The organism is Chryseobacterium takakiae (assembly GCF_900129385.1).
GTDB classification, from domain to species: Bacteria; Bacteroidota; Bacteroidia; order Flavobacteriales; family Weeksellaceae; genus Chryseobacterium; species Chryseobacterium takakiae.
This window is the reverse complement of the sequence record NZ_FQVO01000001.1, coordinates 279136-304043: the sequence shown is the minus strand read 5'-3', so window position 1 is coordinate 304043 and position 24908 is coordinate 279136. Positions and strand designations below refer to the sequence as shown.

The window sequence follows — 24908 nt, the reverse complement described above, 5'->3', positions numbered from 1 at the left end:
TAATGTGTTTTTGAGATTATCTTGTATCTATTCTGTTTATTGTACACTGGAGCTTGTTATTTCATAATAAATAGCCCAACCCGCAAACAGGATCACGATGATCCATATCCAGAAAGGAATGGTTTGTGGTGTTTCACTTCCGGTGATGATAAAACTTTTCTGATTTCCTTTATCATATGCATTAATCATAAGAGATAATGTACCGTCCACGATATCTTTTTCCTTCAGTCCTTCTATTTTTATGGCAGGACCGTTGGCTACTGTAAAATGTATTTTCCTGATTCCTTCTCTTCCGGTGGGTGATTTGCTTACGATTTTGAGAATATGCTCTCCATCGGTTAATTTTCTTGTGTCAAGATCAAAAACGATAGGAGTATCCAGTTCGGCAACGGGAGTAAGATCATCATCGATGAAGAGAAAAACTTTGCTGTTGTCTTTGGTCATAGGGCTAAATTTTATTCTAAAAAAGAATATTTGATATGATTTTTATTCTTTTCACCAGGCCTTACGAGATATTTCACCGAATAAAAAAAGGCAAGCAGGGTTATGGCAATAACAATGGCCACAATAAACCAGTCCCAGTTACTTTCCGGGCCGGCACCATGAGTGAGATTCTGTGTAACTTTCGGTTGTCTCAGCTTGCATGTATCACATGCGTAAGAATATTGGATAATCAGCAGAGACCATAAGATCATTATATTTTTCAAAGAATTTTTCATATTATTTCAGTTTATCCATTATTGTTTTTACTTCTTCTACGGTGATTTTCTTGGCATTATTTCCCCAGCTTGTTCTTTCATGGTTGATTACGGCGGTTACATCTTCTGCCGTGAAATTGGCATTGGTTCCAACGGGAGGCATGGTGGCAAATTCCGGTCTCGGATCATAGCCTTTCATAATGATGGTTACATAAAGTTCCAGATCACCTCCTGTTACTACAGGACTTCCTTTAAGAGCAGGGAATGCACCCGGAACGCCTTCACCATTAGCCTGATGGCAGGATGCGCAGTTGGCGGTGAAAAGCTCACCCCCGTCGGGAAGATTTTGTTCTCCCTGATTACCGCCTTCTTTTTTCGGCTGTTTATATAAAAATGCAGGAACAATTGATTTATCTGTGTAATCTGTCTGTTTTAGTGATTTCAGGTAAGCCACCAGCTGAAGTGCTTTCGGGCTGGCAACAATTTTCTTTCTTTTATTTTTTAAAAATTTTTCAGGTACTTTTACTTCCACATCGCCCGGCTGCAGATAATCTCTTTCAATAAACAAAAATTCATAAGAAGGCATAATGGAAGCCTCAATAGCAGCTCTCGGCTGATAAAGGTGGATAAGATGCCATTCTGCACTGGGCTGTCTTTCGCCTACATTGGTAAGATCGGGCCCGGCGCGCTGGGTTCCCATTAAATTAGCCGTATTTCTCCAGAAATCCGTTCTTCGGTTAACGGCGAAATCTGCGGGAATGCTCGGCCTTTTTCCGAAAACATTATCCATCTCAACATTTCTTACCTGTTGGGTATGGCAGGCAACACATCCGTTATCGATGTAAACCAGTTTTCCTGCCCTTTCTTCTTGAGTAAGTATTCTTGCCTGCCGTGGCAGCGGCCTGTTGATCTTCTGATTTTCCAAAGCTGGAATGACCGCAATATACAGCGTGAGGAAAAGGAAAAGTCCCAGTGAAGAGCCAAAAAGTATTCGATGATCATTTAAAAGCATCTTAATTGTTTTTTAGGTTTAACTATCGGTTTCGAAGCTGTCTTCTTGCAGCCAGTATTTCCGCCGGTGTTCCGGGAATTTTTACGACTTCTTTTTTTCTTACCATTCTGTAAAAATTGTAGGCAAAGATGAGATGCGAGATCCACATAAAGGTTCCGCCGATTGCCCTCCACAGCCAAAACGGAAACATATTGATAACACCGTCTATAAAAGGTTTTTTCTTCATCCACATAAGGCCGGTCTGTGTACCGCCAATCATTAATGCGATAACATACATCAGCAAACCGATCAAAGCCAGCCAGAAATGTATTCCTACAAGTATTTTCGGAGGCTCTTTTCCGGTGAGCCTAGGAATAAGCGTATAGGAAAATGCCCAGATCATGAAGGTGATGATTCCGTACATCGTAAGATGGGAGTGGGAAACCGTAAAATCAGTAAAATGCCAGAGCAGATTGGTATATCTGAAAGCTTCCACCGTACCCTGAAAAGATCCTGTAAAATAGAATATAATTGCCATAGAATAAAAGGGCAGGGTATAGCTGGTTTTTAGCTGATACCAGGCTCCGTTGAAGGTTAGTATAAAATTGGTAGTTCCTGCAGCTACAGGAATCAGCATTCCTACACTCGCCACAATAGCGGTCGTCTGCAATCTCCACGGAATAGCACTGAATATAAAATGATGCGTGCCGATAAGGGTATAAAATAATATATGTGTCCAGAAAGCAAGAGCACCCAAACTGTACGAGTAAATAGGTTTATTAAGCTGCTGCGGGAGAAAATAATACATTAACCCGAGATTGATCATCATAAACCACATCCCGATGGCCTGGTGCATATAATATCCTTGTGTAATGGTTTCGCCGATACCATCTTGCCACAATGGAATGTAACCTACAAGGATAACAATCACAATAAACATAAAGCCTGAAATAATATACCAGTTGGAAATATAAATTTCCTTTACGATCCTTTTTGCAACAGGTTTGAAAAGATTATGCGTTGAAATAGCTACTCCAATACCGAATGTAATCATGATCGGCCAGATATATTCCCGGTATTCTCCGCCGCCGTTATTCACCCCTGCAAGAAGTGATATTGTACCTGCAAGAACAGCCAGGTTAATAAGGATCAATGAAATATAGCCGCGTTTGATACTGTAGTTTTCCATATTGCTTACCCTGGTAACGACATAATGGGACAGTCCTACCATAGCAAGAGAAGCCCAGCCCCAGAATACGGCATTGGTATGGGCTGGCCGCAGCCTTCCGAAACTCAGCCAGCTGGTGTGCTCCACATCCGGAACAACATATTTTATCCCGGCATACAAGCCGAAAGTAGTTCCTATAATCAGCCAGAATATAGCAGTCCCCAGAAAGAGAAGGATTAGTTTTGTTAACTCCGGAGAAACATAATTGATGAAAGATGAGTTTCTTCTTTTTGTTGGAAATACTCTTAGATTTTCCGCCGTATTTACATTTTGAATCATACCTTTCTCATCCGAAGGAGCATTAGTACCTGAAAGCTGATTTTCTTCAGGCTCAAAACTCAGTTCTTTTTCCCTGCGCTCATATTCCTGAAGCTCTTCAGGATTAAGATTCTTTATTTTTTTGTAGGTTTCCGTGAGTTCCCTGTGCTTGAGAATTTTGGCATAAATGCCTAAAAACCTGAGAACTACAATAATTAGTCCGGCGATTATAATAATGAGTATCAATGCCAGAGTAATCTGAATTCCGGCCTGATTAAATAATGACGAGTCTGCCATAACGAATATTATGGATTAATGGGTGAATAAATCTTTAAAATAATGGCAATTGGCCTGTATTTAAAACAGAGCTTTAGTACAGCTGTTTCCGCAACAGATTATTTACTGTTTTTTATGGAATCTACATCATAAGCTGTGCTATCCATCGGCAGAGTATCGTCACCGGAATCTGGCGTTATTCCTGCGGTTCCGGAAACCATACTGTCACCAGTATTCAGACTGTCAATATGGGTGGGTTGGGTCTGCGGTTCTTTTTTGCAGCTTACGACAATGCTGGCCGCAAACAGGATGAATAAAAGGAAAGTTTTCATAATATTAAATTTTGTGGTGTGTTTTTCAAAGGTATATATTCAATTGCTGATTTTTTATGACTGATATCATAAGGTCTCATTAATACCGGAAAATTATTTAGATAGCTAATAAAAAACTCCTCAATAAGAGGAGTTAAGAAAAGTAAAATGGAGTGAAAAACAATTAACCTATTAAATTTGAGTTATTTAAAATCAAGAAGACCTTCAGCAAGCAATTTCCATTGTATCTTCGCAATACCAATCATTCCTCCTGCTGCGATCAGGAAGTTCCTAACTTTATCTAAAAAGCCGGCATTAAAGTTTGGCTTCTCGTTCCTGCCGTAAACACCTACTTTCAGGATAGTACCTTCTTTAACAATCATAAAATTAGATGTTGCCGAACGACCGTAGAAGTGAGCAATATGTCCTTTAGGTTTCGTAGGATCTTTTGAAGGCCTGCAGGAAATAAGATAGGATTCGTAATCATCTATTTGCCGATGGGCAATATTGACAATTTCTACCCAGTCGTATCCTCCCGCTTCTTCCGTACCCGGGCCAGGAATGCCGATTCTTATAAAATCTCCTCGTTGAGGTATTCTATTAACCGGCTGCCCGGATTCACTAAAATGTTTAAATTCTGAAGATGCCTTCCCGCAAAAGTCTTTCCATTCATTAATAGAAAAAAATCGTTTTTTAAGGATCGCAAACTGGGCATCAATTTCAATATCTTTATATTGCTTTGTACTTTCGGTATCATGAAATCCCCCGCTTTTCTGTCTGGGGACTCCGGGAATAGGTTTTGGTTTCATACAATTATGTCTATGAGGTGTTTAACAAAGATAATATCAGTATTATGAAATCATTATGAGCAGAATCACAATAGTATCTTTATTTCACAAGTGAGTGCAATCATAATTTTCATTAATTTTATTTACGATATTCGTTCAGATCAAACGAATAAGCATAAGTTTTATAAATTATGAACGGAGTAATTATACAATATTTTCATTGGTATTACGAAGGTAAACTTTGGAATGAATTTGCAGAAAATACAGAATATTTAAACAGCCTCGGAATAAGTGCAGCATGGCTTCCGCCGGCTACAAAATGCAATCTGGGATTGAAAGGAAGGGGATACGATATTTATGATCTTTATGACCTGGGAGAGTTCGATCAGAAAGGAGGAATTGCCACCCGTTACGGAACAAAAGATGAATACATAAAAGCTATTGAAAAAGCCCATCAGCATGGAATTGCGGTATATGCGGATATCGTCCTTAACCACAGGATGGGAGGCGATGAAACTGAAAAAATACATGTTCATCAGGTGGATGAGGATGATCGGAACAAGATTATTTCAGAACCATTTGAAGTAAGCGCGCAGACTAAATTTATTTTCCCCGGAAGACAAGGGAAATATTCGGATTTTATATGGGATTACCAGTGTTTTAGCGGTATTGATATTGTATATAAAGAGGGTGAAGAACTGACCGGAATTTTTAAAATTCATAACGGATTTGGTACTGAATGGACGGATGACGTAAGTCATCAGTTAGGAAATTACGATTACCTGATGGGAGCCGACGTAGAATACCGGAACCCTCACGTTGTTCAGGAAATGAAAAACTGGATCAAATGGTATCTCGAAACCACCAGGGCAGACGGATTGCGATTGGATGCACTGAAACACCTGTCTTCAGGTTTTCTCAAGGAATGGATTACGTATATCAAAACAGAATTGAATCCGGACTGCTATGTTTTGGGAGAATTCTGGAAAGATGATGTTAAAAAAATAACAGCCTTTTCCGATAAGATGAATGATCTTATTTCCTGTTTTGATGCTCCTTTGCATTATAATTTTTTTAAAGCATCGGAAGACGGAAAAAACTATGATCTGAGACGTATTCTGGAAGGCAGCCTGCTAGAAGAAAAACCAGTTTTTTCGGTTTCATTTGTTGAAAATCACGATACTCAAAAGCTTCAGGCTTTGGAATCTACTGTCCGTGACTGGTTTAAACCAATTGCTTATGCCATTATTTTATTATCCGAAGATGCTTATCCTTGTATTTTTTACCCGGATCTTTTCGGAGCGGAATATACCGATGTCGTAGACGGAAAAGAGGTAAGTGTTACCATGCCTAAGATTGAAGCATTGCCAAAACTGCTGATCGCCAGACAAAAATTCGCGATAGGTGAACAGATCAGATATTTTAATCATCCTGATTGTATCGCCTGGGTAAGAAAAGGTACTGATGATCAATTTGGCTGTGTAACAATTATTTCAAACGGTGATGAAAGTTTCATGGAAATAGATCTTGGACCGGAAAATGCACATTTAAATTTTAAAGATTTTCTCGGTCACAGAATAGAGAAAATAACCACAGATGAATCCGGTAAAGCGGTGTTTTCTGTAAACGCTTGTTCGGTAAGCGTTTGGGTGAAAGCAGAGGAAATATAAAATTGACAGTAAGCTGAACGTTTTTATCCGGAAGTAAAATTCATAACCGAATATTCAGATAAGATTAAAATTCACATTAAAAATATAATAATATCTTTGTTAAAATTTTACACTGAAAAATATTTTTATGGATGACATCAGGATGATTGTAACGGATATGGACGGCACCTTTCTCAATTCTGAACATGAGGTAAGCCCCGAATTTCCGGAAGTATATGAAGAGCTAAAAAAAAGAAATATATTATTTGTTCCGGCCAGCGGAAGACAGATGCTGGGCATTACCAAATATTTTGGAGATCTTGAAAATGAAATGGCATTTATTGCCGAAAACGGAGGTTATGTAATCTACAGAAACCAGGAACTTTTTGCCGATAAAATGGAACAGCAACACATCGTTGAGATCATAAAGTCTGTAAGAAAAATTCCCGGTGCAATGGCGGTTTTGTCGGGTAAGAAAAAAGCATATGTTGAAACCGACGAAGCTGATTTTATCAAATATATTTCACAATTTTATACAGATAACGAGATCGTTGATGATTTAACTTCAAAGAACGACGACAGCGTTTTCAAAATTGCAGTTTATCATCCTGAAGGCTCTGAATTAAACGTTTATCCTTTTGTAAAAGATTTTGAAAAATATAATCTGGAAGTCGTGGTTTCGGGCAAATATTGGCTTGATATCATGAACAAGAACATCAATAAAGGGAATGCTTTGGAGAAACTTCAGAATGCCCTGGATATTTCTCCGCAGCAAACGATGGCTTTTGGAGATTATATGAACGATATTGAAATGCTGAAGAATTCAAAGTATTCTTACGCGATGAAGAATGCACATCCTTCCGTAAAGGAAGCTGCCTGTTTCGAAGCATGTTCTAATGATAATTTCGGAGTGTTAAAAATCATAAAGAATTATCTGGATACAAACTAAAAAAGAAGCTGTTTCAACATTCGAAACAGCTTCTTTTTGAATTAGAAAATATATTATAATTAAGATTCGGTGCCCACTAATCCGTAGTTCTTGGTTGCCGGCTCTTTTCCGAACAGACATGAGAAAATATTCTGAAACTCGTGAATATACTTACATCTGATCGAATTTCCATAGATTTTCAATCCTTCTACGATTTTTCTTGAGCTAAGGTCAATATCGTATTTAATAAATGCTTCCGGTCTTTCGTATCTGATACGTTGTTCAGAACTGTATGTTCTTGAAAAACCGAATTTTTCCAGCCATTCTTCAGTAATCTGGATCGGCTTTATTGATGCTGCCGGAACAGAAAATCCGTGAATGTCGTTTTCAATTTTCACAAAATAATCTTTTTCATTATCCTGAAAAATCTCAGTGATATTATAAATCTGATTTTTGTATTCTACTAAATTATTGATTTTTAGATCTGCAACGTTCATGATATTTTGTGTGTTTGAGTTATTATTCAAAATCGGGTGATTATACTAACATTACTATTTACAAATACTATGCCTTATGGTTTGAATAATATCTGAATTAACAGTTAATTTTGATTTTATTTCTATTGTAAAAAACAGTGTAAGGCTTTTTAACACACAGATTAACAATAACAATCGTTACTGGGAAAAGTTAAAAACGTGGTACCTTTGTGGTAGGTAAAAATTTAATGTTTTCTGAATTTATCAAATTAAGGTGATATAAAAATTTATGATAAGTAAGGCTTATCCTCATTTTTCATCTTTTGTTAAACAAAATTTCTACAAAAAATTGTTACATTTAATGTTGAAAAATCACCGAATGATACAAAATTTTCCTTTCTATTTGGTACTGATAATCATTATTGTCCTCCTGATTATGCTGGCTAATAAAATTAAGGTTGCCTATCCTGTTTTATTGGTTATTGCAGGCCTTATTATTAGTTCGATACCCAATATTCCCGTGGTGAAAATAGACCCTGAGCTCATCTTTATCATATTTCTGCCACCATTATTATATGAAGCTGCATGGGCAATTTCATGGAAAGAACTTTGGAAATGGCGGCGGATTGTAGGGAGTTTTGCCTTTATTGTAGTCTTTCTGACTGCGACGACAGTTGCATTTGTTGCCAATCATTTCATTCCCGGATTTTCTCTTGCTCTGGGATTTTTATTGGGCGGAATTGTTTCGCCACCCGATGCCGTAAGCGCTGGTGCAATTCTTAAATTTGTGAAAGTCCCGAAAAGAATGTCTTCTATTCTGGAAGGTGAAAGTCTTTTGAATGATGCCTCTTCATTGATTATTTTTCGTTTTGCCATGATTGCCGTGGCAACCGGTCAGTTCATTTGGCATGAAGCTGCATTGAGCTTTTCATGGATGCTTACTGGAGGAATTGGAATAGGAGTGCTTGTTGGCTGGCTGTTTATGAAAGGACAGAAAATCCTTCCTACAGACGCCAATATGGATACCATTCTCACCATTGTAGCGCCGTATCTGATGTATATTGCAGCGGAAGAAGTTCACAGTTCGGGGGTCTTGGCGGTGGTGAGCGGTGGATTATTACTTTCAAATAACCGTCATAATTTTCTCAGTACATCATCTCGTCTTCGGGGAATTAACGTTTGGGAAAGTCTTGCATTTGCTTTAAACGGTATTGTTTTTATTTTGATAGGTCTTGAACTTCCTGAAATTACATCCGGACTGGAAGGGGTAAGCATATCATCGGCTATCGGTTATGGCTTATTGATTACAGCTGTTTTGGTTTTGGTAAGAATTCTTTCTGCGTATGGAGCCGTTGTCGTAACGTTGATTGCCAGAAATTTTATCACCGTTGCAGACAGCAGAAACCCAGGTTTTAAAGTACCTGCAATTCTGGGATGGACCGGCATGAGAGGGGTTGTGTCTTTAGCAGCCGCATTATCGATTCCCGTAAAATTATATCCGGGAGGACCGGATTTTCCTCAACGAAACCTCATTCTTTTTGTTACATTCATTGTTATTCTTACCACCCTGGTTGTTCAGGGACTTACGCTGCCTCTTATCATCAGAAAAGTTGATCTTCCTGAATATGATGATCATCTTCCTGATGAAGAAGCGGAAGATATGATTCGTCGTGAACTTGCTAAACTGACGGTTCAGCATTTAAAAGAAAATCACAGCGATCTGCTTAATAAAAGTGTATTCCTTCAGCAAATCCATGAAAAGTGGAAAGGTAAAATTAAAGAAGAGTCTGATATCAAACTTTCCTCCGAAACCAAAAATGCCTATCTTAATCTTCTTGATGCACAAAGAGCATGGCTTATCGAGCAGAATCATGATGAAAAGCAATATTTCGATGAAGATCTTATCAGAAAGCACCTCATGAAAATTGATCTGGAGGAAGAAAGGATCTTATTGGTTCATTAAAAACGTCATAACCTTCTGCAGATATTCATCTTCTTTCAGAACTTTATTGTACGATTGCCTTGCATAAACCGGGGAAAGTTCATAATTATCCGGTTTAGAATGAATATCTTCATTCTCAATATAGTTAAGGTGGCGAGTGTAGTCTCTAATAAGTTTGTTGATCGTCTTTCTTTTCATTTTGCATAAAGTATTATTCTTTATCTTCTGGAGAGAATTAAGAATGAAAGATTTGTCACCGTGGAAATTTACAACGTTTTTCACAAAAGAAAGGTTGTGATTATCCTGCATTACAGAATGTTCATCTTCAAAAATCATGATCGTAAAGTTATTGTTTGGGTTAAAATGGTTTCAAAACACTTATGATTGATTGTGAAAATCAATTGACGGGTATGGAAAAAGACTTCCAAAATACCTTGATAAGGCTGTCTTTTGAGGTATTAAAGTGAGTTGACATACTATTAATTTAAGGTTGGTGTGTAAAAAAATAAATACTTTTTGTTTAAAATTTCATATTCAAATATCTAACCAAAAAAAGTAATTATTTTAAAATTATTAAATATTTGTAACAAATCCACTTAAAATTGTAACAATTAACAATAAAAATGCAAAAATGTGGTATATCCCGAATAATTATTTAAATGAAAAACCTCTCTGATCAGGAGAGGTTGTAATAAAATTGACTATGTATTGAGTATTCTCAATCTATTTGTTGTTTTCCAGCCATTTCAGACGACGCAGATCCGGTAAATGTTTAACGCTGAAATTTTCAAACACAGCATTAAAACCGTTTCCGTCCGGGCAGGCGGCCATAAGACCCACCATTACAGGGGAATTATCCTGAAGATAGGCATTGCGCATCATCGTGTAGTTTTTATCATCAAAAGAGTAGAATATTTCTACGGCATCAAGCCTCCTTACGGCTTTTATCCAAATATCGGAAGGTGTTTTATCAAGCGTAATTACACTCCAGTCGCTGGTGGTGTGAGTAACTACAGTACTAAGATTGTATTTACCGTCTACAAATTCAATTCCGGCTTTGATGTAATTTTCCTTATCAATCCTTAACATTAACCCCGACTGGTCGAACCTGGTTTTGTAATTTCCTTTAATTTTCACCTTGGCTTCAAATTCTCCTCCGTAAGTGCAATATAAGAACGGAGCATCATCTACTGTAAAGCCATAATGAGAAATCCTCCAATAATCACTTTGAGGTGTCACAAACATATTCAGGGTGTTATTTTTAATTTCCCATTTTTCAGGCTCATTAAACCACGTCATTTTTTCCAGTGTTTGTGTCATAGCTTTATTGATTGTGCATAATGCAAAAAAACTTAAAAATATTCTCTTCATTCTGTATATGATATTTCAATAGCTTTAATTATTATTAATTTAGCAAAAATATAATTTATAGGAATTGTACTCAATACTGAAAAATAACCATTTATGGAGATCGTAAAAAAGCTTAACCAGGTTCTTCTCCAGGAAAATTATGATAACCAAAAATGTATGATGGACACGGATCTGTATAAGAATATTGCAGATATGTATACCAAAACCGAGCATTCAATAGCTGTACTCAGTGATATGCAGCATAATAAGAGCTATGTATTCAGTTCAGAAACAGCCTTGGAACTTGGTCTCAATTTTCCTGATCGTCCTACGGTGATCGATTCTATATGGGAAGAAGAAATCCTTAAAAAAATACACCCTGATGATAAGCTTGAAAAATATGTGCATGAGCTTAGATTCTTTGATTTTTTATTAGAAACGGATCCTGAAAAACGGTCGGAATTCAGCGTGCTTTCAAGAATAAGAATAAAAAATAAAGAAGGGATCTATAAGTTCGTCATACATAAGATGTTTTATTTTTTCTCACCATTTAATACAAAACTAAGATTTGCCCTTTGTCTGTATAATCTGGATTTTGATCAGTCTAAATTTTCAAAGCCGTCTTTTTCAATCATCAACTCTGTGAAAGCAGAAGTAGTGATAGAAGATAAACTTAATTATACCAGTATTCTTTCCAAACGTGAAATAGAAATCCTGAAATATATTGGCGAAGGGTATACCAGTAAAGAAATCGCGGCAATTCTTTCAATTAGTATTAACACCGTTAACAGGCACAGGCAGAATATCCTTGAAAAATTAAATGTAAAAAACTCTGTAAGTGCTTTTAACGAAAGTTTGAACTATAACCCTGATAAATTGTAAATAGTTGAAAATAATATCATTATGCATTTAAAATACTTAAATATTTATTGCTTTTTTTTTGTTTTTTTATGATATATATTAAAAATATATACAGTTATTATGACTTTTTAATAAAAATTTTACAGCCTTATTGAAAAATACTAACGAAATAGAGATTTATTTTTTAAATTAATGTTATATTTGTTATAATAACAACTAAACATAAAAAGATGAACATTAATTTTTCAACAGCAACTTTCAAAGATTTTGAAAATATTCCGGGAATGAATATGATGGAACGAGCAGACATTTACTATGACTTTCTGGAATATATGAAAAAGAATGGTCACAGATATAGACTACAGAATAATACAGGATGCAGCTCTGTAATGAAAGTCGGCACGGAAGAAATAACGAAGGAATTTATAAGTTTTGTAACAAGTGATTACCTGGGGTTTACCCAACATCCAAAAGTAAAACAGGCTGCTATAGAAGGGATAGAAAAATACGGCACAGGAACGGCTGCCACACCACTCATCGGCGGGTATTATTCTTATCATAAAGATCTGGAGGCAAAAATATCATCTTTTTTCGGGAGAACACAAGATGAAGCCGTAATTTTCACTACAGGATATACTACCAACAGCGCAACATTACAGATTCTCCTTCAGAAAGAAGACATTGCCATTTTAGATATGGCGGTACATGCCAGTGTTTATGAAGGGTGCATCCTTACGAACAGAAAAACATTTCCTCATAATAATCTAGATGCGCTGGAACAGATTTTAAAAAAATCTGAAAACCAGTTCCGTACAAAACTCGTAGTTATTGATGGAGTCTATTCTCAGGATGGAGACATTGCTCCTATCGAAGAAATTTATAAATTAGTAAAAAAATACAATGCCTATCTAATGATTGATGATGTACATGGAGTAGGGATTTTGGGAAAAACAGGTAGGGGAACAATTGAAAACACAGGATTGTTGGACAAGATAGATCTCATTACCGGAACATTCAGCAAAACATTCGGTAACCTTGGGGGATATGTTATTGCAAATAAAACACTGGCCAATTTTATAAGATTCCAGTCACGTCAGCAGATATTTTCTGCCACTACGCCTCCTTCCACTGCAACAGGTATAATAAAGGCAATAGAACTGATAGATGAAGAACCGCATTGGCGCAAAAAACTTTGGGAAAATATCAATTATTTCAAAAAAGGACTTGATGATCTGGGACTTGATACTGGAACTACCTGCTCCGCGGTTATTCCCGTAAAGATAGGAGATCCCCATATCACAGGCGATGTAGGTAAAATGCTCTTGGATCGCGGGATTTATACAAACCCTATAATTTATCCTGCAGTAGCAAGAAAAGATGCCAGAATAAGAATGAGTATGACGGCAACACATGAGCGAGATCATATCGATAAAACACTCAATGCATTTGAAGATATCAATAAAAAATTGCATATTGCGAAAAAATAAATAACAAATGGCTAGAAAAGTTGTACAAGGCCCTATTAGGGATAAAGAAAAGACCAAGCAAAAGCTGCTGGGGGCGGTTGGAAAAATCTTAAGAACAAAAGGTTACGCGGGTCTGAAAGTAAGTAAAATAGCAGCTGTAGCAGGTTTTGATAAAAAACTGATTTACGAGTATTTTGGAAGCACCGAGAAACTGATTGATGAATATATCAAAACTCAGGATTACTGGAGCAGAATGAATCAGGAGAATATTGAAGTGGATATATCAGATGGTGGGAGAGAATTGTCTAAGATGGCTATCCTTAATCAGTATGAACATATTAAAAAAAATAAAGAACTCCAGAAAATTATCCTTTGGGGACTTTCGGAAAGCAAACCGATCCTTAAAAAAATAGCAGACGAAAGGGAAGAAATGGGAGAAATGCTGTTTAAAAACATCGTAGACCCGTATTTTCAGGAAAAATCAACAAGATACCGTGCTATTGCAGCTGTTCTTGTATCGGGAGCATACTATCTGAACCTCTATACGGCACACAATGCCAGCATGTTTTGTGGTATTGATCTGAAATCCGAAGAAGGCAGAAAAGAAATAGAAAAAGCAATCACTGAAATCATCGATTTCGCTTATGATCAAAAATAATGATGAGAAAAAATTTTCCTATTGACCAATGCTAAGTTTTTGTGGATAACTTGAAATTGAAAATTTTCAAATTACAACTATATTTCTTACTTTTGGCCAATGGAAAATTTTATCGTATCTGCACGTAAGTATCGCCCACAACAATTTGATACTGTTGTAGGGCAATCACATATTACGGATACTTTAGAACATGCGATTGGAGAAAATCAGCTGGCTCAGGCTTTATTGTTCTGCGGTCCCAGAGGTGTAGGTAAAACTACCTGCGCCAGAATTCTGGCCAGGAAGATCAATGAAAAAGACGGCTCCGTTTCAGAAGACGGCTTTGCATACAATATTTATGAGCTTGATGCAGCCTCCAATAACTCTGTAGATGATATCCGCGAACTGATAGACCAGGTGCGTTTTGCTCCTCAGGTGGGCAAATACAAAGTGTATATTATCGACGAGGTCCACATGTTGTCTTCAGCAGCTTTCAACGCTTTTCTTAAAACGCTTGAAGAACCGCCTGCCCACGCAATCTTTATCCTGGCAACAACCGAAAAACACAAGATTATTCCTACCATCTTGTCACGTTGTCAGATTTACGATTTTAAAAGAATCACCATCGAAGATATTCAGGGGCATCTTAGAAATATTGCTCAGAAAGAGAATATTCAATATGAAGATGACGCCCTTTATTTAATTGCTCAGAAAGCAGACGGCGCACTGAGGGATGCACTTTCCATTTTCGACAGACTTTCTACATTTTCACAAAAGAACATTACTTTGGCAAAAGCTGCTGAAGTTTTAAATATCCTTGACTATGATCAGTATCTTAAAATCGTTGATCTTGCCAAGGAAGGTAAAATTCCGGATGTACTTGCTGCATTCAACGAGATCGTAAAAAAAGGATTTGATCCTCATATCTTTATTGCAGGACTTGGAAATCATTTCAGAGACCTTATGATGGCTCAGAATACTTCTACGATTGACCTGATTGAAGTGGGAGAACAGACAAAAACCAAATTTGTTCAGCAGGCACAAAACTGGAATGCACAACAGCTGATTGATGCCATAGAAATATGCAATCATGCTGACATCAACTACAAAAATTCTAAAAATCCAAGGCTTACAGTAGAAATTGCATTGATGCAGCTGTCCTCACTTACTGCCGGTACAGATATTTCAAAAAAAAAAAGTTTATAATATTAGCTCCTTTTCTCAATGAAAAACAGGAAATAAAAATTCCTGCACAAGTTATTGAAAAAAAAGAAGAATCTGTTCAGCCTAAGACACAGGATACTACTATTCCTCAGGAAGCAGAAATTAAGAAAACCACAAAACCTTTAACCAGAAAGGTAATTTCTTCAGGATTCAGCATTAGTGCCCTTCTAAATAAGGAAGATAAAGCTGAAGAAGAAGAAACTGTTGTAGTAAAAGCAGAAGCGCTTCCTCAGAATCATTTTACGGAAACAGATCTGCAGGCAGAATGGAATCTATTGCTGAAACAATTGCAAAAGAAAGATACCTTTGTTTTTAATGCCATTAAATCATTCAAGCTCGTTAAATCAGCAGAAAACCAGATTACCGTTTTCTTTCCTTCCGATTCTGCAAAAGTGGAATTTGATAAAGTGGGAAGAGAGTTTTTTAATCACTTTAAAACAAAAGTCCATAATTTTTCCATTGAGATTGTATACCAGCGTGATGTTGAAAATCTGAAAATTGAAGTGATGACCAAAAGAAAAATTTTTGAAAAATTCGCTGAAAAAAATCCGCTCCTTAAAGACTTGGATGATCTTATGCGATTTGATCTTACTTAAATTTTATAATTCAGGATATCCTAACTTGAATAAATTTTATATATTTGCTAAATATTTGTCCTGAAAATGCATTTTCGGCAAAATAAAATGTATCAAAAGCTTATTACAAAACGATCAGCAATTGGAAAATTTAGTAAAACCATTTCTATCTGTTTTTAGACCCGCTACTTTTTTTAGCGGTTATTTTAGCTTTTCTACAGTGTATTACAGAAGTTCAGAAAAAAAGTATCGATTTTATTATTGGTATTGCTAACTGAATTTCTTTCCAAAAAATAACAGGAGAACGACAGCCTGATTCCTGATTCCATTAATATTTTTAACGGCATTTTTTAGAAAGAATTATAAAGTAACTTTATGATGCAATTGCTATGGCTGTATATCAACAAAAAATAAAATAAGTAAGAATAATGAATTTAAAAGAATTGAACAACGACTGGATTGACACCTTCCCTCAGCCTATGATGATTGCAGGGCCATGCAGTGCAGAAAGTGAATCCCAAATGCTGGAAACAGCAAGAAGAATAAAAGAAACACAGGCGCACGTACCGATCTTCCGCGCAGGGATATGGAAACCGCGTACAAAACCAAACGGATTTGAAGGGGTAGGAGTAATAGGACTCAACTGGCTTAAAAAAGTAAAAGAAGAATACGGTTTCAAAACCGCTACCGAAGTTGCCAATGCGCATCATGTTTTTGCTGCGCTTGAAGCGGATGTAGATATTTTATGGATCGGGGCGCGTTCCACTGTAAACCCTTTTACCGTTCAGGAAATTGCAGTAGCACTCAGAGGAACGAAAAAGACAGTCCTTGTTAAAAATCCGGTAAATCCGGATCTTGCCCTTTGGATCGGTGCCTTGGAAAGACTTTTAGGTCAGGATATCCAAAATCTGGGTGTTATTCACAGAGGATTTTCAACCTATCAGAAAACAAAATACAGAAATAACCCAAACTGGCAGATTGCTTTGGATTTTAAAAGCCAGTTTCCAAATATTCCTATGCTGATAGATCCTTCGCACATTTGCGGAAACAGAACCGGCCTGGCAGACATTACCCAGGAAGCGCTAAATGTTGGATATCAGGGAGCGATCATTGAAACCCATTCTAATCCGGATGAAGCATGGAGCGATGCTGCCCAACAGATTACACCGGAAGTTCTGGCAGAACTTATAAGCAACCTTAAAATAAGAAGTACTGATCTTGCAGGTTTTGAAGGAGATATGGGAAGGCACAGGACATTAATTTCCGATATTGACTTCCAGCTGATTGAACTGTTATCGCAAAGAATGAAAATCTCCGAAAAGATAGGGAAACTTAAAAAAGAAAATGATATCGCTATATTTCAGCCGGAACGCTGGAAAGTGATCACGGAATACGCAACGCAAAAAGCAGTGGAAACCGGCATGTCTAAAGAGTTTATTGAAAAGGTATTTAAAACAATTCACGAAGAATCAATAGAAGTTCAGAATAATATTATGATCGACAGATAGCCATATACTTATAAAGTTTGGTGATTCAGGGGCTGAGAGTTCATGAGATGGTAAAAACATTAGCCTGAATTCTTAGCCCTATTTTCTTATATTTGCAGTAAGTTAATATATGAAAGGAAAAATCATTAAATCTACAGGAAGCTGGTATCAGGTTTTGGAAATGGAAACCGGGAGAATCTTTGAAGCAAGAATCCGTGGTAAATTCAAGCTTATCAAAACCAGGCTTACCAATCCGCTTGCTGTTGGAGATTTTGTAGAATTTCAGCTGGAACAGGATGATATTGCATGGATCACGAAAATAGAACCCCGCAGAAATTACCTGATCAGGAAATCCGTGAACCTTTCGAAAGAAGCCCATATTATTGCTTCTAATATTGACCTCGCATGTTTTATATTTACTTTAAAACATCCGGAAACATCCCTAGGATTTCTGGACAGATTCCTGGCCTGTTGTGAAGCTTACAATATTACTCCGCTTATTTTATTCAATAAAATTGATGTTCTTCATGAAGAAGAGATTGAGGTGGTAAAAGATGTAGAATTCCTTTATAATGAAATAGGATATGATACACTTGAAATTTCATCCTATTCCAGATTAAATCTTGATGAACTTCAGGAACTGTTACATGATAAAACCTCTGTGTTTTTCGGCCATTCAGGGTGCGGCAAATCTACTCTGGTAAACGCTTTGCAACCCGGTCTTAATTTAAAAACATCGGAAATTTCAGACACCCATCTTAAAGGAAAACATACCACTACTTTTGCGCAGATGTATTTCTGGAGTTTTGGCGGTAATGTAATTGATACGCCCGGTGTGCGTGAATTTGCTATGATTGATATTGAAAAAGAAGAAGTGCAGCATTATTTTCCTGAGATTTTCAAAAAAAGGGAAGAATGTAAATTTCACAACTGCCTTCATATCAACGAACCAAAATGCGCCGTTATTGCCAGCCTGGAATCAGGAGAGATTCAGCATTCAAGATATTCTACTTATATCAAGCTGATGGAAGAGGCCGAAGAAGCTGCTCAAAAATAATTCAATTTTCTTTGAAAATAATTCATATTACTGTTCATTGATTTAAAATGAAGCAATAAATAGTTGGTTTTATTGCTGTTACATTTAATGGCTGTTTTTAAATGATAAGAAATTGCTGAAAGTACTATAAATAAAAAACCCAGCCTAAGCTGGGTAAAAACTAATAACCATGAAAACTCAAATTAAACATGAGAATCGCAATATAAGAAACAATTATTGTGCCAAACTTTATTCTTTAATTTCTTAACAAATGTTATTTTAATGTTAAAATTTCTTTAAAATTCAATAAACCGATTTTTTTTGTATTTTTGCGCCATTAAAAAAATATACATATATGTCTAACATCACATTCACCATGATTAAGCCTGATGCAGTTGCAGACGGACATATCGGTGCTATATTAGGTAAAATCGCGGAAGGAGGTTTCAAAATTAAAGCATTAAAACTTACACAGCTTACTGTTGCTGATGCTAAAAAATTCTATGAAGTACATGCTGAAAGACCGTTTTACGGAGAATTGGTTGAGTTCATGAGTTCCGGGCCAATCGTAGCAGCAGTTCTTGAAAAAGATAACGCTGTAGAGGATTTCAGAACATTAATCGGTGCTACAAATCCTGCAGAAGCTGCAGAAGGCACTATCAGAAAAATGTTTGCAAGAAGTATCGGTGAAAACGCCGTACACGGTTCAGATTCTGACGAAAATGCTCTTATTGAAGCAAGATTTCACTTTTCAGGAAGAGAGATTTTCTAGTTAGAAAATTGCTTAAAAATACAAATCCGGGGAATAACATTCTCCGGATTTTTTTTTGCTTCATATTACAGGCTTGAAAATCAATCTTAAACCGTCACCGATAAAAGATATTCCGTATAAATACGTAATGATAAATTGCGTATTTATACGGATGGTTTTTATATAAAATTTCATCAATTTTACGTCATAATTCAATAAAGAATTACATAGTAAAAAGGTCTTAAATTAATAACCATAAAGACTCTGATTTTTAGCAAAGAAGAAAAGGCAGCCAATTGAGCTGCCTTTTTGTCATTTTTATTTTAAAAAAAATCAAATCTTTAAAAGTTCTATGGTTCTTTCCGGACTTTCTGCCGAAAAGACAGCATTTCCTGCTACCAAAACATCTGCTCCCGCATCAAAAAGCTTTGCAGCATTATCTACATTTACGCCGCCGTCGATTTCGATAAGTGCGGTAGAATTATTGCTTAGAATCAAATCTTTTGTTTCAGCAATTTTCTTATAAGTATTTTCAATAAACTTTTGTCCGCCAAAACCAGGATTTACACTCATTAACAGCACAAGATCGACATCAGCAATAATATCTTCCAGCATAAGCACCGGCGTAGAGGGATTCAGAACCACACCTGCTTTTGAACCCAGACTCTGAATGTGATGAATGGTTCTGTGAAGATGTGTACACGCCTCATAATGTACTGAAACAAGATCTGCTCCATGATCGATAAATTCTTCTACATATTTTTCCGGCTCCACGATCATAAGATGTACGTCTACAAATTTTTTTGCATGTTGCTGAACGGTTTTCATCACGGGAAACCCGAATGAAATATTAGGGACAAATCTTCCATCCATTACATCAACATGAAACCAGTCGGCCTGGGAGTTGTTTACCATTTCAATATCTCTCTGTAAGTTTCCGAAATCTGCAGCGAGAAGGGAAGGAGCAATAAGCTTCGTTTTCATTTACTTTATACTTTACTTTATTTTTATTCTTATCTGTAAAAGTTAATACAAATACAGGAAAAAGCTACCAAAAATAATGGTTTCAATAATCGCTAATTTAATATTGTTAATTTTAATTACCAACAATCGGTCAATTATAAATAATCCCAATGGGACTATGCTGAAGATGAGAAGCATTTCCAGGACCATCTTGTAGGAAGATCCAATTTTGGGAGGATCAAACCATTTATATACGACACCAAAAATTATACATACAAAATATAGTGCTGTGATAACAGATACAAAGGTTGGTTTTCTGACAAGATGATTAAAGAAAGTCTTCACGATTAATGATATTTCAGCTTCATCTCCGGCTGAATTTTTAACAGCGTTTCGTAAATCAGTTTAATCACATTTCCAACATCTTCTTTGGATACCATTTCTACAGTTGTATGCATATAACGAAGAGGAAGAGAAATCAATGCACTTGGAACGCCGCCGTTAGAATGCGCAAAAGCATCGGTATCTGTACCGGTCATTCTGCTTGCTGCTGCTCTCTGGTAAGGAATCTCCTTAGTTTTTGCCGTTTCAATGATCAGTTCCCGGATGGTGTGATGAACACTTGGTGCAAAAAATACTACCGGCCCGGCACCGCATTTTTGGTCGCCTTCTTTTTTCTTTTCGATCATTGGTGTTGTGGTATCGTGTGTGACGTCAGTAACGATAGCAATATTAGGTTTTATGGTATCTGCAATCATATCTGCACCATACAAACCGACTTCTTCCTGCACCGAATTGGTAATGTACAAACCGAAAGGAAGCATTTTTTTATTTTCTTTTAAAAGACGCGCAACTTCTGCAATCATAAATCCGCCGATTCTGTTGTCTAAAGCCCTGCACACAAAATAACGGTCGTTCATTTCAAAGAATTCATCGGGATAAGTAATCATACAGCCAACGTAGATTCCCATATCTTCAACTTCTTTCTTGGTAGTTGCACCGCAATCTATGAATATATTTTCAATTTTAGGAGTTGGTTCATTCTGATTGGTTCTTGTATGGATAGCAGGCCACCCGAATACGCCTTTTACAATTCCGTTTTCACCATGGATGTGTACGATCTTGGAAGGTGCGATTGTCTGATCAGAACCTCCATTGCGGATCACATAAATAAGTCCGTCATCAGTAATATAATTTACATACCAGGAAATTTCATCGGCATGCGCTTCAATGACAACTTTAAATTCTGCTTCAGGATTGATAATTCCATAGCATGTACCATAGTGATCAACCTCGATTTTGTCAACATAAGGCTTAATATAATCCATCCAGACTTTCTGCCCTTCGTGCTCATAACCGGTGGGCGAAGAGGTATTTAAATATTTTTCTAAAAACTTAAGGGATTTCTTATCAAATTTCATAAAAAGGAATGATTTTTGCGTTTTAGTTTCTTTCTAATAGGTGTAAAAATAATGAAATTTAGTAAGATTATTTGTCTTTATCTTTTCTTTTTTGGGGTAAGTGTTTTCGGCCAGAGAGACTCCGTAATCGCAAAACCGTTAAGCCAATATCCTCAGGAACTTTTAAAGGTAGACGAATTTGGAAATAGATATTTTTATGATGAAAGGCAAAAGGCGAAGATTTACGAGATCAATGGCGAAACGGTAGTAGTAATGGATGAACTTGTTCTGCTGAATAAGCCAAGATTTAATAATCAACTGGACAGAAACTATTATTATTTTCTCAATAAAAAACTGTATAGAGTTTATCCTTTGTTTTTAACTGCCCTGCAACAATACAGGGATATTCAGGGCGAAATGAATAACCTGGATAGCAAAGCAAAAAGAAAATACATTAAAGACCGCCAAAATATGCTTGCCGACCAATATGAAAAACAATTGAGAGATCTTACAACAACTGAAGGGCAGATCTTTGCAAAGCTTATGAACAGAGCTACCGGAAAAAATGTTTATGAAATCATAAAAGAGTTGAGAGGAGGCTGGAGTGCTTTCTGGTGGAATGTAAAAGGTAAAATGGCGGATATAGACCTTAAAGATAAATATGATCCGCATGTCAACAGAACGGATGAATATCTTGAATCACTGCTTCAGTCTAACTGGAACTCAGGCTATTTGCAGCCATATCCGGGAGCAGCAAATTTCAGAGTTTACAAATAATAAATCAATATAAAGAAAAATTCCTGTAAAATATTACAGGAATTTTTCTTTAAGCTTATCGAAAACAATTCTATCGATGGGAAGAACAAAAGGATTGTCTGCTCTGTCAATATCAATCCATTCAGTTTTTTCAATGCAAGGGTCAAGAATAAGGAAATCTTCTTCATTAATGATATTCACGAGGTAATAAACAGTCAGCAGCTGCTCGTTCTCCCTAAAACGCGAAACCATAAAATTTTCCTGAGTGTAAAAGTGTTCCAGAATCTCTATTTTAACATTAAGCTCTTCATCAAACTCTCTGTGCAGACATTCTATCAGCCCCTCTCCAAATTCGAGACCGCCACCAGGAAATTTCATTAAAGGTTCACCTGCATACTCCTCAAATAAAGTCAGAACTTTATTATCTTTCACCGCACAGGCATAGACTCTAATGTTTATCTTATCTATCATATGTAATAATTTGTATAGCTAAAGTAAGAATAATGAAGCAGGAGACAAAACGAAATCATTTATAACATAAATTGAAGTTTAAATTTTCTAGATATATTTCTCCTGATTTGAATTACGTTGATTTTTGATTATATTTAAGGATAAACGTTTAACCAAAATAATCCTTAAATGTAAACGATTTAATTTTTTTTACATTCAATAAACAAAAAATGTAATTTAAATAAAATATTAAATAATTGTAAATCAGAAGTTTACTTTTATTAGTATCGTCTTTTAATAAATCCGCGAAACTACAATTATTTTTCAAACAACCAAAAAATAATCCTATTGTTTTTTATATCTATAATAGAATATTTTTGCGATAAAGCCAACAAATTATGAAGCGAGCTTCAATAAAAGATATAGCAAGAATTGCAGGAGTTTCGGTAGCGACAGTATCTTATGTTCTTAACAAAAAAGAAGGAAGCCGGATTAGCGAAGCAACCCGGGATAAAATTCTGAAAGTTGCACAGGAAATCAATTATACCCCAAATAAAATCGCCAAAAGCCTTAAAATGAGTAAAAGCAAATTGATTGGTCTTATCGTAGCTGATATTTCCAACGACTTTTACTCCAATATTGCCAGAAGTATTGAAGATGAAGCCATGAAAATGGGATACACTCTGCTTATAGGAAGCTGTGATGAAAATCCGGAAAAATTCGGAAAACTTACCGAGCTTTTTTCCGAACAGCAGGTGGACGGGATGATTCTTGCCCCGGTGACAGGTTCCGATGATGCTATTAACAGGCTTGTCCGTGAAGAATATCCTATTGTAACCATTGACAGATACCTGAAGAATATAGACCTTCCGGGAGTGATGATCAATAATTTTGAAATCTCAGAAAAGATTTGTGATCATTTACTCAGAAAAGATTTTGATGAGCTTATTTATGTAGGCTATGACACCGAACTGCCACATTTGCTTGACCGACAACACGGTTTTGAGAAAAGAGCCGAAAATTCTAATGTTACTATTAAAAGGATTTTAACGGGAATTCATAATATTACCGAAGAAGTTCAGCTGCAGCTTAATGATCATCTTGATCTTTCTAAAAAGACAGCTATTTATTTTTCAAGTAACAAGCTGGGAATCGCCGGATTACGCTACCTTATCGATAATAATATTAAAGTTCCCGAAAGTATTTCATTGGTTGCATTTGATGAGACGGAAGCATATTATCTTTTTCCAACCGAAGTAAGCTTTGTTCGCCAACCTTTGGAAGAAATGGCCCGGGAATCTGTACAGCTTCTGGACAGCCAGATCACCAGCTATATAAACCATGGTAAAAGAGCGACATTTAAAGCGGAATTTGTAGAACGAAATTCAGTAAAATGACAAAAAATTGATCAATGACAGATAAACAATCGTATATAGTATGTTTCGGGGAAGTATTATGGGATCTCTTTCCTGAAGGTTCCAAAGCAGGCGGAGCACCTTTTAATGTGGCATATAATGTGCATAAAATGGGTCTTGATGTAAAGGTTATCAGCAAAACCGGAAACGATAATCTGGGAGAAAAATTAAGGCAGCAAATCGTCAGCTGGGGAATTTCTACTGACCTGATACAGGTTGATGAACATCACCCAACCAGTACTGTCATCGCAAAAATTGACGAATATAATGAAGCAACGTATGAAATCATCAATCATGTAGCCTGGGATCATATTGAATATCTTCCTGAATATAATGATTGGGTATCGAATGCTGAAGCTTTCGTGTTCGGAAGTCTTTCTGCAAGAAACGAAGTGACAAAAAATACCTTATTAAAACTTCTGGATAAAGCAAAGCTTAGAATTTTTGATGTTAATTTCAGACCTCCGTTTATTGACAAGGAATTAATAAAAATACTTTTACATAAAGCGGATATTGTTAAAATTAACCAATCAGAGCTGCAGCAGATCATTGAACTGATGGGAGGAAAATTTCGCACGGATGAAGAAGCGGTTAAGATTATTCAGGAAAATTTTGATGTTAATGAAGTCGTTTTAACCAAAGGAAGTAAAGGAGCAAGCTATTTTGTACATGGCAAAAGCTACACACTCCCGGCCTTCCCGATTACGGTTGCAGATACCGTAGGAAGTGGCGATGCTTTTCTTTCAGGATTCATCTCTAAAAGAATTACCAATAAAGATCAGGAAGAAATAATAAGGAATGCAGTGGCGCTTGGTGCGTTTATTACTTCTAAAGCAGGAGCCTGCCCTGATTACAACTATTCTGAATTTGAAGAATTTAAAAGAAATCATTTTAAATAAAACTGCTTAAACAAGCTAATTTAAATTTCACTAAAAAATGAAAATCATGAAAAAATAAAGTGAAAATCTGTAATAATTTAGAATATATTTCGT

26 protein-coding genes are annotated in these 24908 nt (G+C 36.3%); 14 read left to right on the top strand and 12 right to left on the bottom strand.

Annotation, left to right across the window (positions count from 1 at the left end; genetic code table 11):
• Positions 1–36 precede the first annotated feature (36 nt).
• The 6 genes from BUA76_RS01450 to BUA76_RS01425 form a co-directional block, all read right to left on the bottom strand.
• Positions 37–444, bottom strand: a complete 408-nt coding sequence (locus tag BUA76_RS01450; protein ID WP_072882952.1) for a cytochrome C — start codon at positions 442–444, stop codon at positions 37–39.
• A gap of 11 nt (positions 445–455) precedes the next feature.
• A complete protein-coding gene (locus BUA76_RS01445; protein ID WP_072882950.1) occupies positions 456–719 on the bottom strand; it encodes a hypothetical protein in 264 nt (87 codons plus the stop codon).
• Between the two features lies 1 nt (position 720).
• Positions 721–1710 (bottom strand): cbb3-type cytochrome c oxidase subunit II, encoded by a 990-nt coding sequence (locus tag BUA76_RS01440; protein WP_072882947.1) that lies wholly within the window; start codon positions 1708–1710, stop codon positions 721–723.
• A gap of 22 nt (positions 1711–1732) precedes the next feature.
• Positions 1733–3472, bottom strand: a complete 1740-nt coding sequence (locus BUA76_RS01435; RefSeq protein ID WP_072882944.1) for a cbb3-type cytochrome c oxidase subunit I — start codon at positions 3470–3472, stop codon at positions 1733–1735.
• A 98-nt stretch (positions 3473–3570) separates the two neighbouring features.
• Positions 3571–3783: a hypothetical protein gene (locus BUA76_RS01430; protein ID WP_072882942.1), complete on the bottom strand. Its 213-nt coding sequence runs from the start codon at positions 3781–3783 to the stop codon at positions 3571–3573.
• Positions 3784–3965: 182 nt separating this feature from the next.
• Positions 3966–4571: a hypothetical protein gene (locus BUA76_RS01425; protein WP_072882940.1), complete on the bottom strand. Its 606-nt coding sequence runs from the start codon at positions 4569–4571 to the stop codon at positions 3966–3968.
• Positions 4572–4741: 170 nt separating this feature from the next.
• Here BUA76_RS01425 and amyA point away from each other — a divergent pair, with 170 nt between their 5' ends.
• Together amyA and BUA76_RS01415 are read left to right on the top strand one after the other, a co-directional pair.
• Positions 4742–6220: an alpha-amylase gene (gene amyA / locus BUA76_RS01420; protein WP_072882938.1), complete on the top strand. Its 1479-nt coding sequence runs from the start codon at positions 4742–4744 to the stop codon at positions 6218–6220.
• 127 nt (positions 6221–6347) lie between these two features.
• Positions 6348–7148 carry a Cof-type HAD-IIB family hydrolase gene (locus BUA76_RS01415; protein WP_072882936.1) on the top strand — a complete coding sequence of 267 codons (801 nt, stop codon included), beginning with the start codon at positions 6348–6350 and terminating at the stop codon, positions 7146–7148.
• A 59-nt stretch (positions 7149–7207) separates the two neighbouring features.
• On the opposite strand, the gene BUA76_RS01410 is transcribed toward BUA76_RS01415, so the two are convergent.
• Positions 7208–7624: a hypothetical protein gene (locus BUA76_RS01410; RefSeq protein ID WP_072882933.1), complete on the bottom strand. Its 417-nt coding sequence runs from the start codon at positions 7622–7624 to the stop codon at positions 7208–7210.
• A 358-nt stretch (positions 7625–7982) separates the two neighbouring features.
• On the opposite strand from BUA76_RS01410, the gene BUA76_RS01405 reads away from it, so the two are divergent.
• Positions 7983–9566, top strand: coding sequence for a Na+/H+ antiporter (locus BUA76_RS01405; protein WP_072883358.1), 1584 nt, complete (start codon positions 7983–7985; stop codon positions 9564–9566).
• Here the strand turns inward: BUA76_RS01405 and BUA76_RS01400 are convergent.
• Both BUA76_RS01400 and BUA76_RS01395 read right to left on the bottom strand, forming a co-directional pair.
• Positions 9552–9881 (bottom strand): hypothetical protein, encoded by a 330-nt coding sequence (locus BUA76_RS01400; RefSeq protein WP_072882931.1) that lies wholly within the window; start codon positions 9879–9881, stop codon positions 9552–9554. The genes BUA76_RS01405 and BUA76_RS01400 overlap by 15 nt on opposite strands.
• 387 nt (positions 9882–10268) lie before the next feature.
• Positions 10269–10916 carry a DUF1349 domain-containing protein gene (locus tag BUA76_RS01395; RefSeq protein WP_072882929.1) on the bottom strand — a complete coding sequence of 216 codons (648 nt, stop codon included), beginning with the start codon at positions 10914–10916 and terminating at the stop codon, positions 10269–10271.
• A gap of 93 nt (positions 10917–11009) precedes the next feature.
• Here BUA76_RS01395 and BUA76_RS01390 point away from each other — a divergent pair, with 93 nt between their 5' ends.
• From BUA76_RS01390 to BUA76_RS01355, 8 genes are all read left to right on the top strand, one after another.
• Positions 11010–11777 (top strand): response regulator transcription factor, encoded by a 768-nt coding sequence (locus tag BUA76_RS01390; protein WP_072882927.1) that lies wholly within the window; start codon positions 11010–11012, stop codon positions 11775–11777.
• A 209-nt stretch (positions 11778–11986) separates the two neighbouring features.
• Positions 11987–13243, top strand: coding sequence for an aminotransferase class I/II-fold pyridoxal phosphate-dependent enzyme (locus BUA76_RS01385; RefSeq protein WP_072882925.1), 1257 nt, complete (start codon positions 11987–11989; stop codon positions 13241–13243).
• Between the two features lie 7 nt (positions 13244–13250).
• Complete coding sequence (locus tag BUA76_RS01380) at positions 13251–13880, top strand: TetR/AcrR family transcriptional regulator (RefSeq protein WP_072882923.1); 630 nt, start codon at positions 13251–13253, stop codon at positions 13878–13880.
• A gap of 99 nt (positions 13881–13979) precedes the next feature.
• A complete protein-coding gene (gene dnaX, locus BUA76_RS01375) occupies positions 13980–15065 on the top strand; it encodes a DNA polymerase III subunit gamma/tau (RefSeq protein WP_072882921.1) in 1086 nt (361 codons plus the stop codon).
• A 293-nt stretch (positions 15066–15358) separates the two neighbouring features.
• Positions 15359–15679: a hypothetical protein gene (locus BUA76_RS01370; protein WP_072882919.1), complete on the top strand. Its 321-nt coding sequence runs from the start codon at positions 15359–15361 to the stop codon at positions 15677–15679.
• A gap of 407 nt (positions 15680–16086) precedes the next feature.
• Entirely contained in the window at positions 16087–17166 is a 1080-nt protein-coding gene (locus BUA76_RS01365) for a chorismate mutase (RefSeq protein WP_072882916.1), read from the top strand.
• A 109-nt stretch (positions 17167–17275) separates the two neighbouring features.
• A complete protein-coding gene (gene rsgA, locus BUA76_RS01360) occupies positions 17276–18202 on the top strand; it encodes a ribosome small subunit-dependent GTPase A (RefSeq protein ID WP_072882914.1) in 927 nt (308 codons plus the stop codon).
• A gap of 334 nt (positions 18203–18536) precedes the next feature.
• The gene (locus tag BUA76_RS01355) at positions 18537–18953 is read left to right on the top strand and encodes a nucleoside-diphosphate kinase (protein ID WP_029293064.1); all 417 of its coding nucleotides are present in this window, start codon (positions 18537–18539) and stop codon (positions 18951–18953) included.
• 312 nt (positions 18954–19265) lie between these two features.
• Here BUA76_RS01355 and rpe read toward each other — a convergent pair whose 3' ends face one another.
• On the bottom strand, positions 19266–19916 hold the full coding sequence (gene rpe / locus BUA76_RS01350) for a ribulose-phosphate 3-epimerase (RefSeq protein WP_072882911.1): 651 nt from the start codon (positions 19914–19916) through the stop codon (positions 19266–19268).
• Positions 19917–20242: 326 nt separating this feature from the next.
• On the bottom strand, positions 20243–21316 hold the full coding sequence (gene chrP, locus BUA76_RS01345; protein WP_072882908.1) for a chryseobasin maturation metalloprotease ChrP: 1074 nt from the start codon (positions 21314–21316) through the stop codon (positions 20243–20245).
• A gap of 51 nt (positions 21317–21367) precedes the next feature.
• Between chrP and BUA76_RS01340 the strand changes: the two genes are divergently transcribed.
• Positions 21368–22072, top strand: a complete 705-nt coding sequence (locus BUA76_RS01340) for a DUF4294 domain-containing protein (RefSeq protein WP_072882906.1) — start codon at positions 21368–21370, stop codon at positions 22070–22072.
• A gap of 33 nt (positions 22073–22105) precedes the next feature.
• Here the strand turns inward: BUA76_RS01340 and BUA76_RS01335 are convergent, their stop codons facing one another.
• On the bottom strand, positions 22106–22522 hold the full coding sequence (locus BUA76_RS01335; protein ID WP_072882904.1) for an NUDIX domain-containing protein: 417 nt from the start codon (positions 22520–22522) through the stop codon (positions 22106–22108).
• 377 nt (positions 22523–22899) lie between these two features.
• Here BUA76_RS01335 and BUA76_RS01330 point away from each other — a divergent pair, with 377 nt between their 5' ends.
• Both BUA76_RS01330 and BUA76_RS01325 read left to right on the top strand, forming a co-directional pair.
• Positions 22900–23898, top strand: a complete 999-nt coding sequence (locus BUA76_RS01330; RefSeq protein WP_072882901.1) for a LacI family DNA-binding transcriptional regulator — start codon at positions 22900–22902, stop codon at positions 23896–23898.
• A gap of 14 nt (positions 23899–23912) precedes the next feature.
• The gene (locus BUA76_RS01325; RefSeq protein WP_072882899.1) at positions 23913–24815 is read left to right on the top strand and encodes a carbohydrate kinase family protein; all 903 of its coding nucleotides are present in this window, start codon (positions 23913–23915) and stop codon (positions 24813–24815) included.
• The last annotated feature ends 93 nt before the right edge of the window (positions 24816–24908 follow it).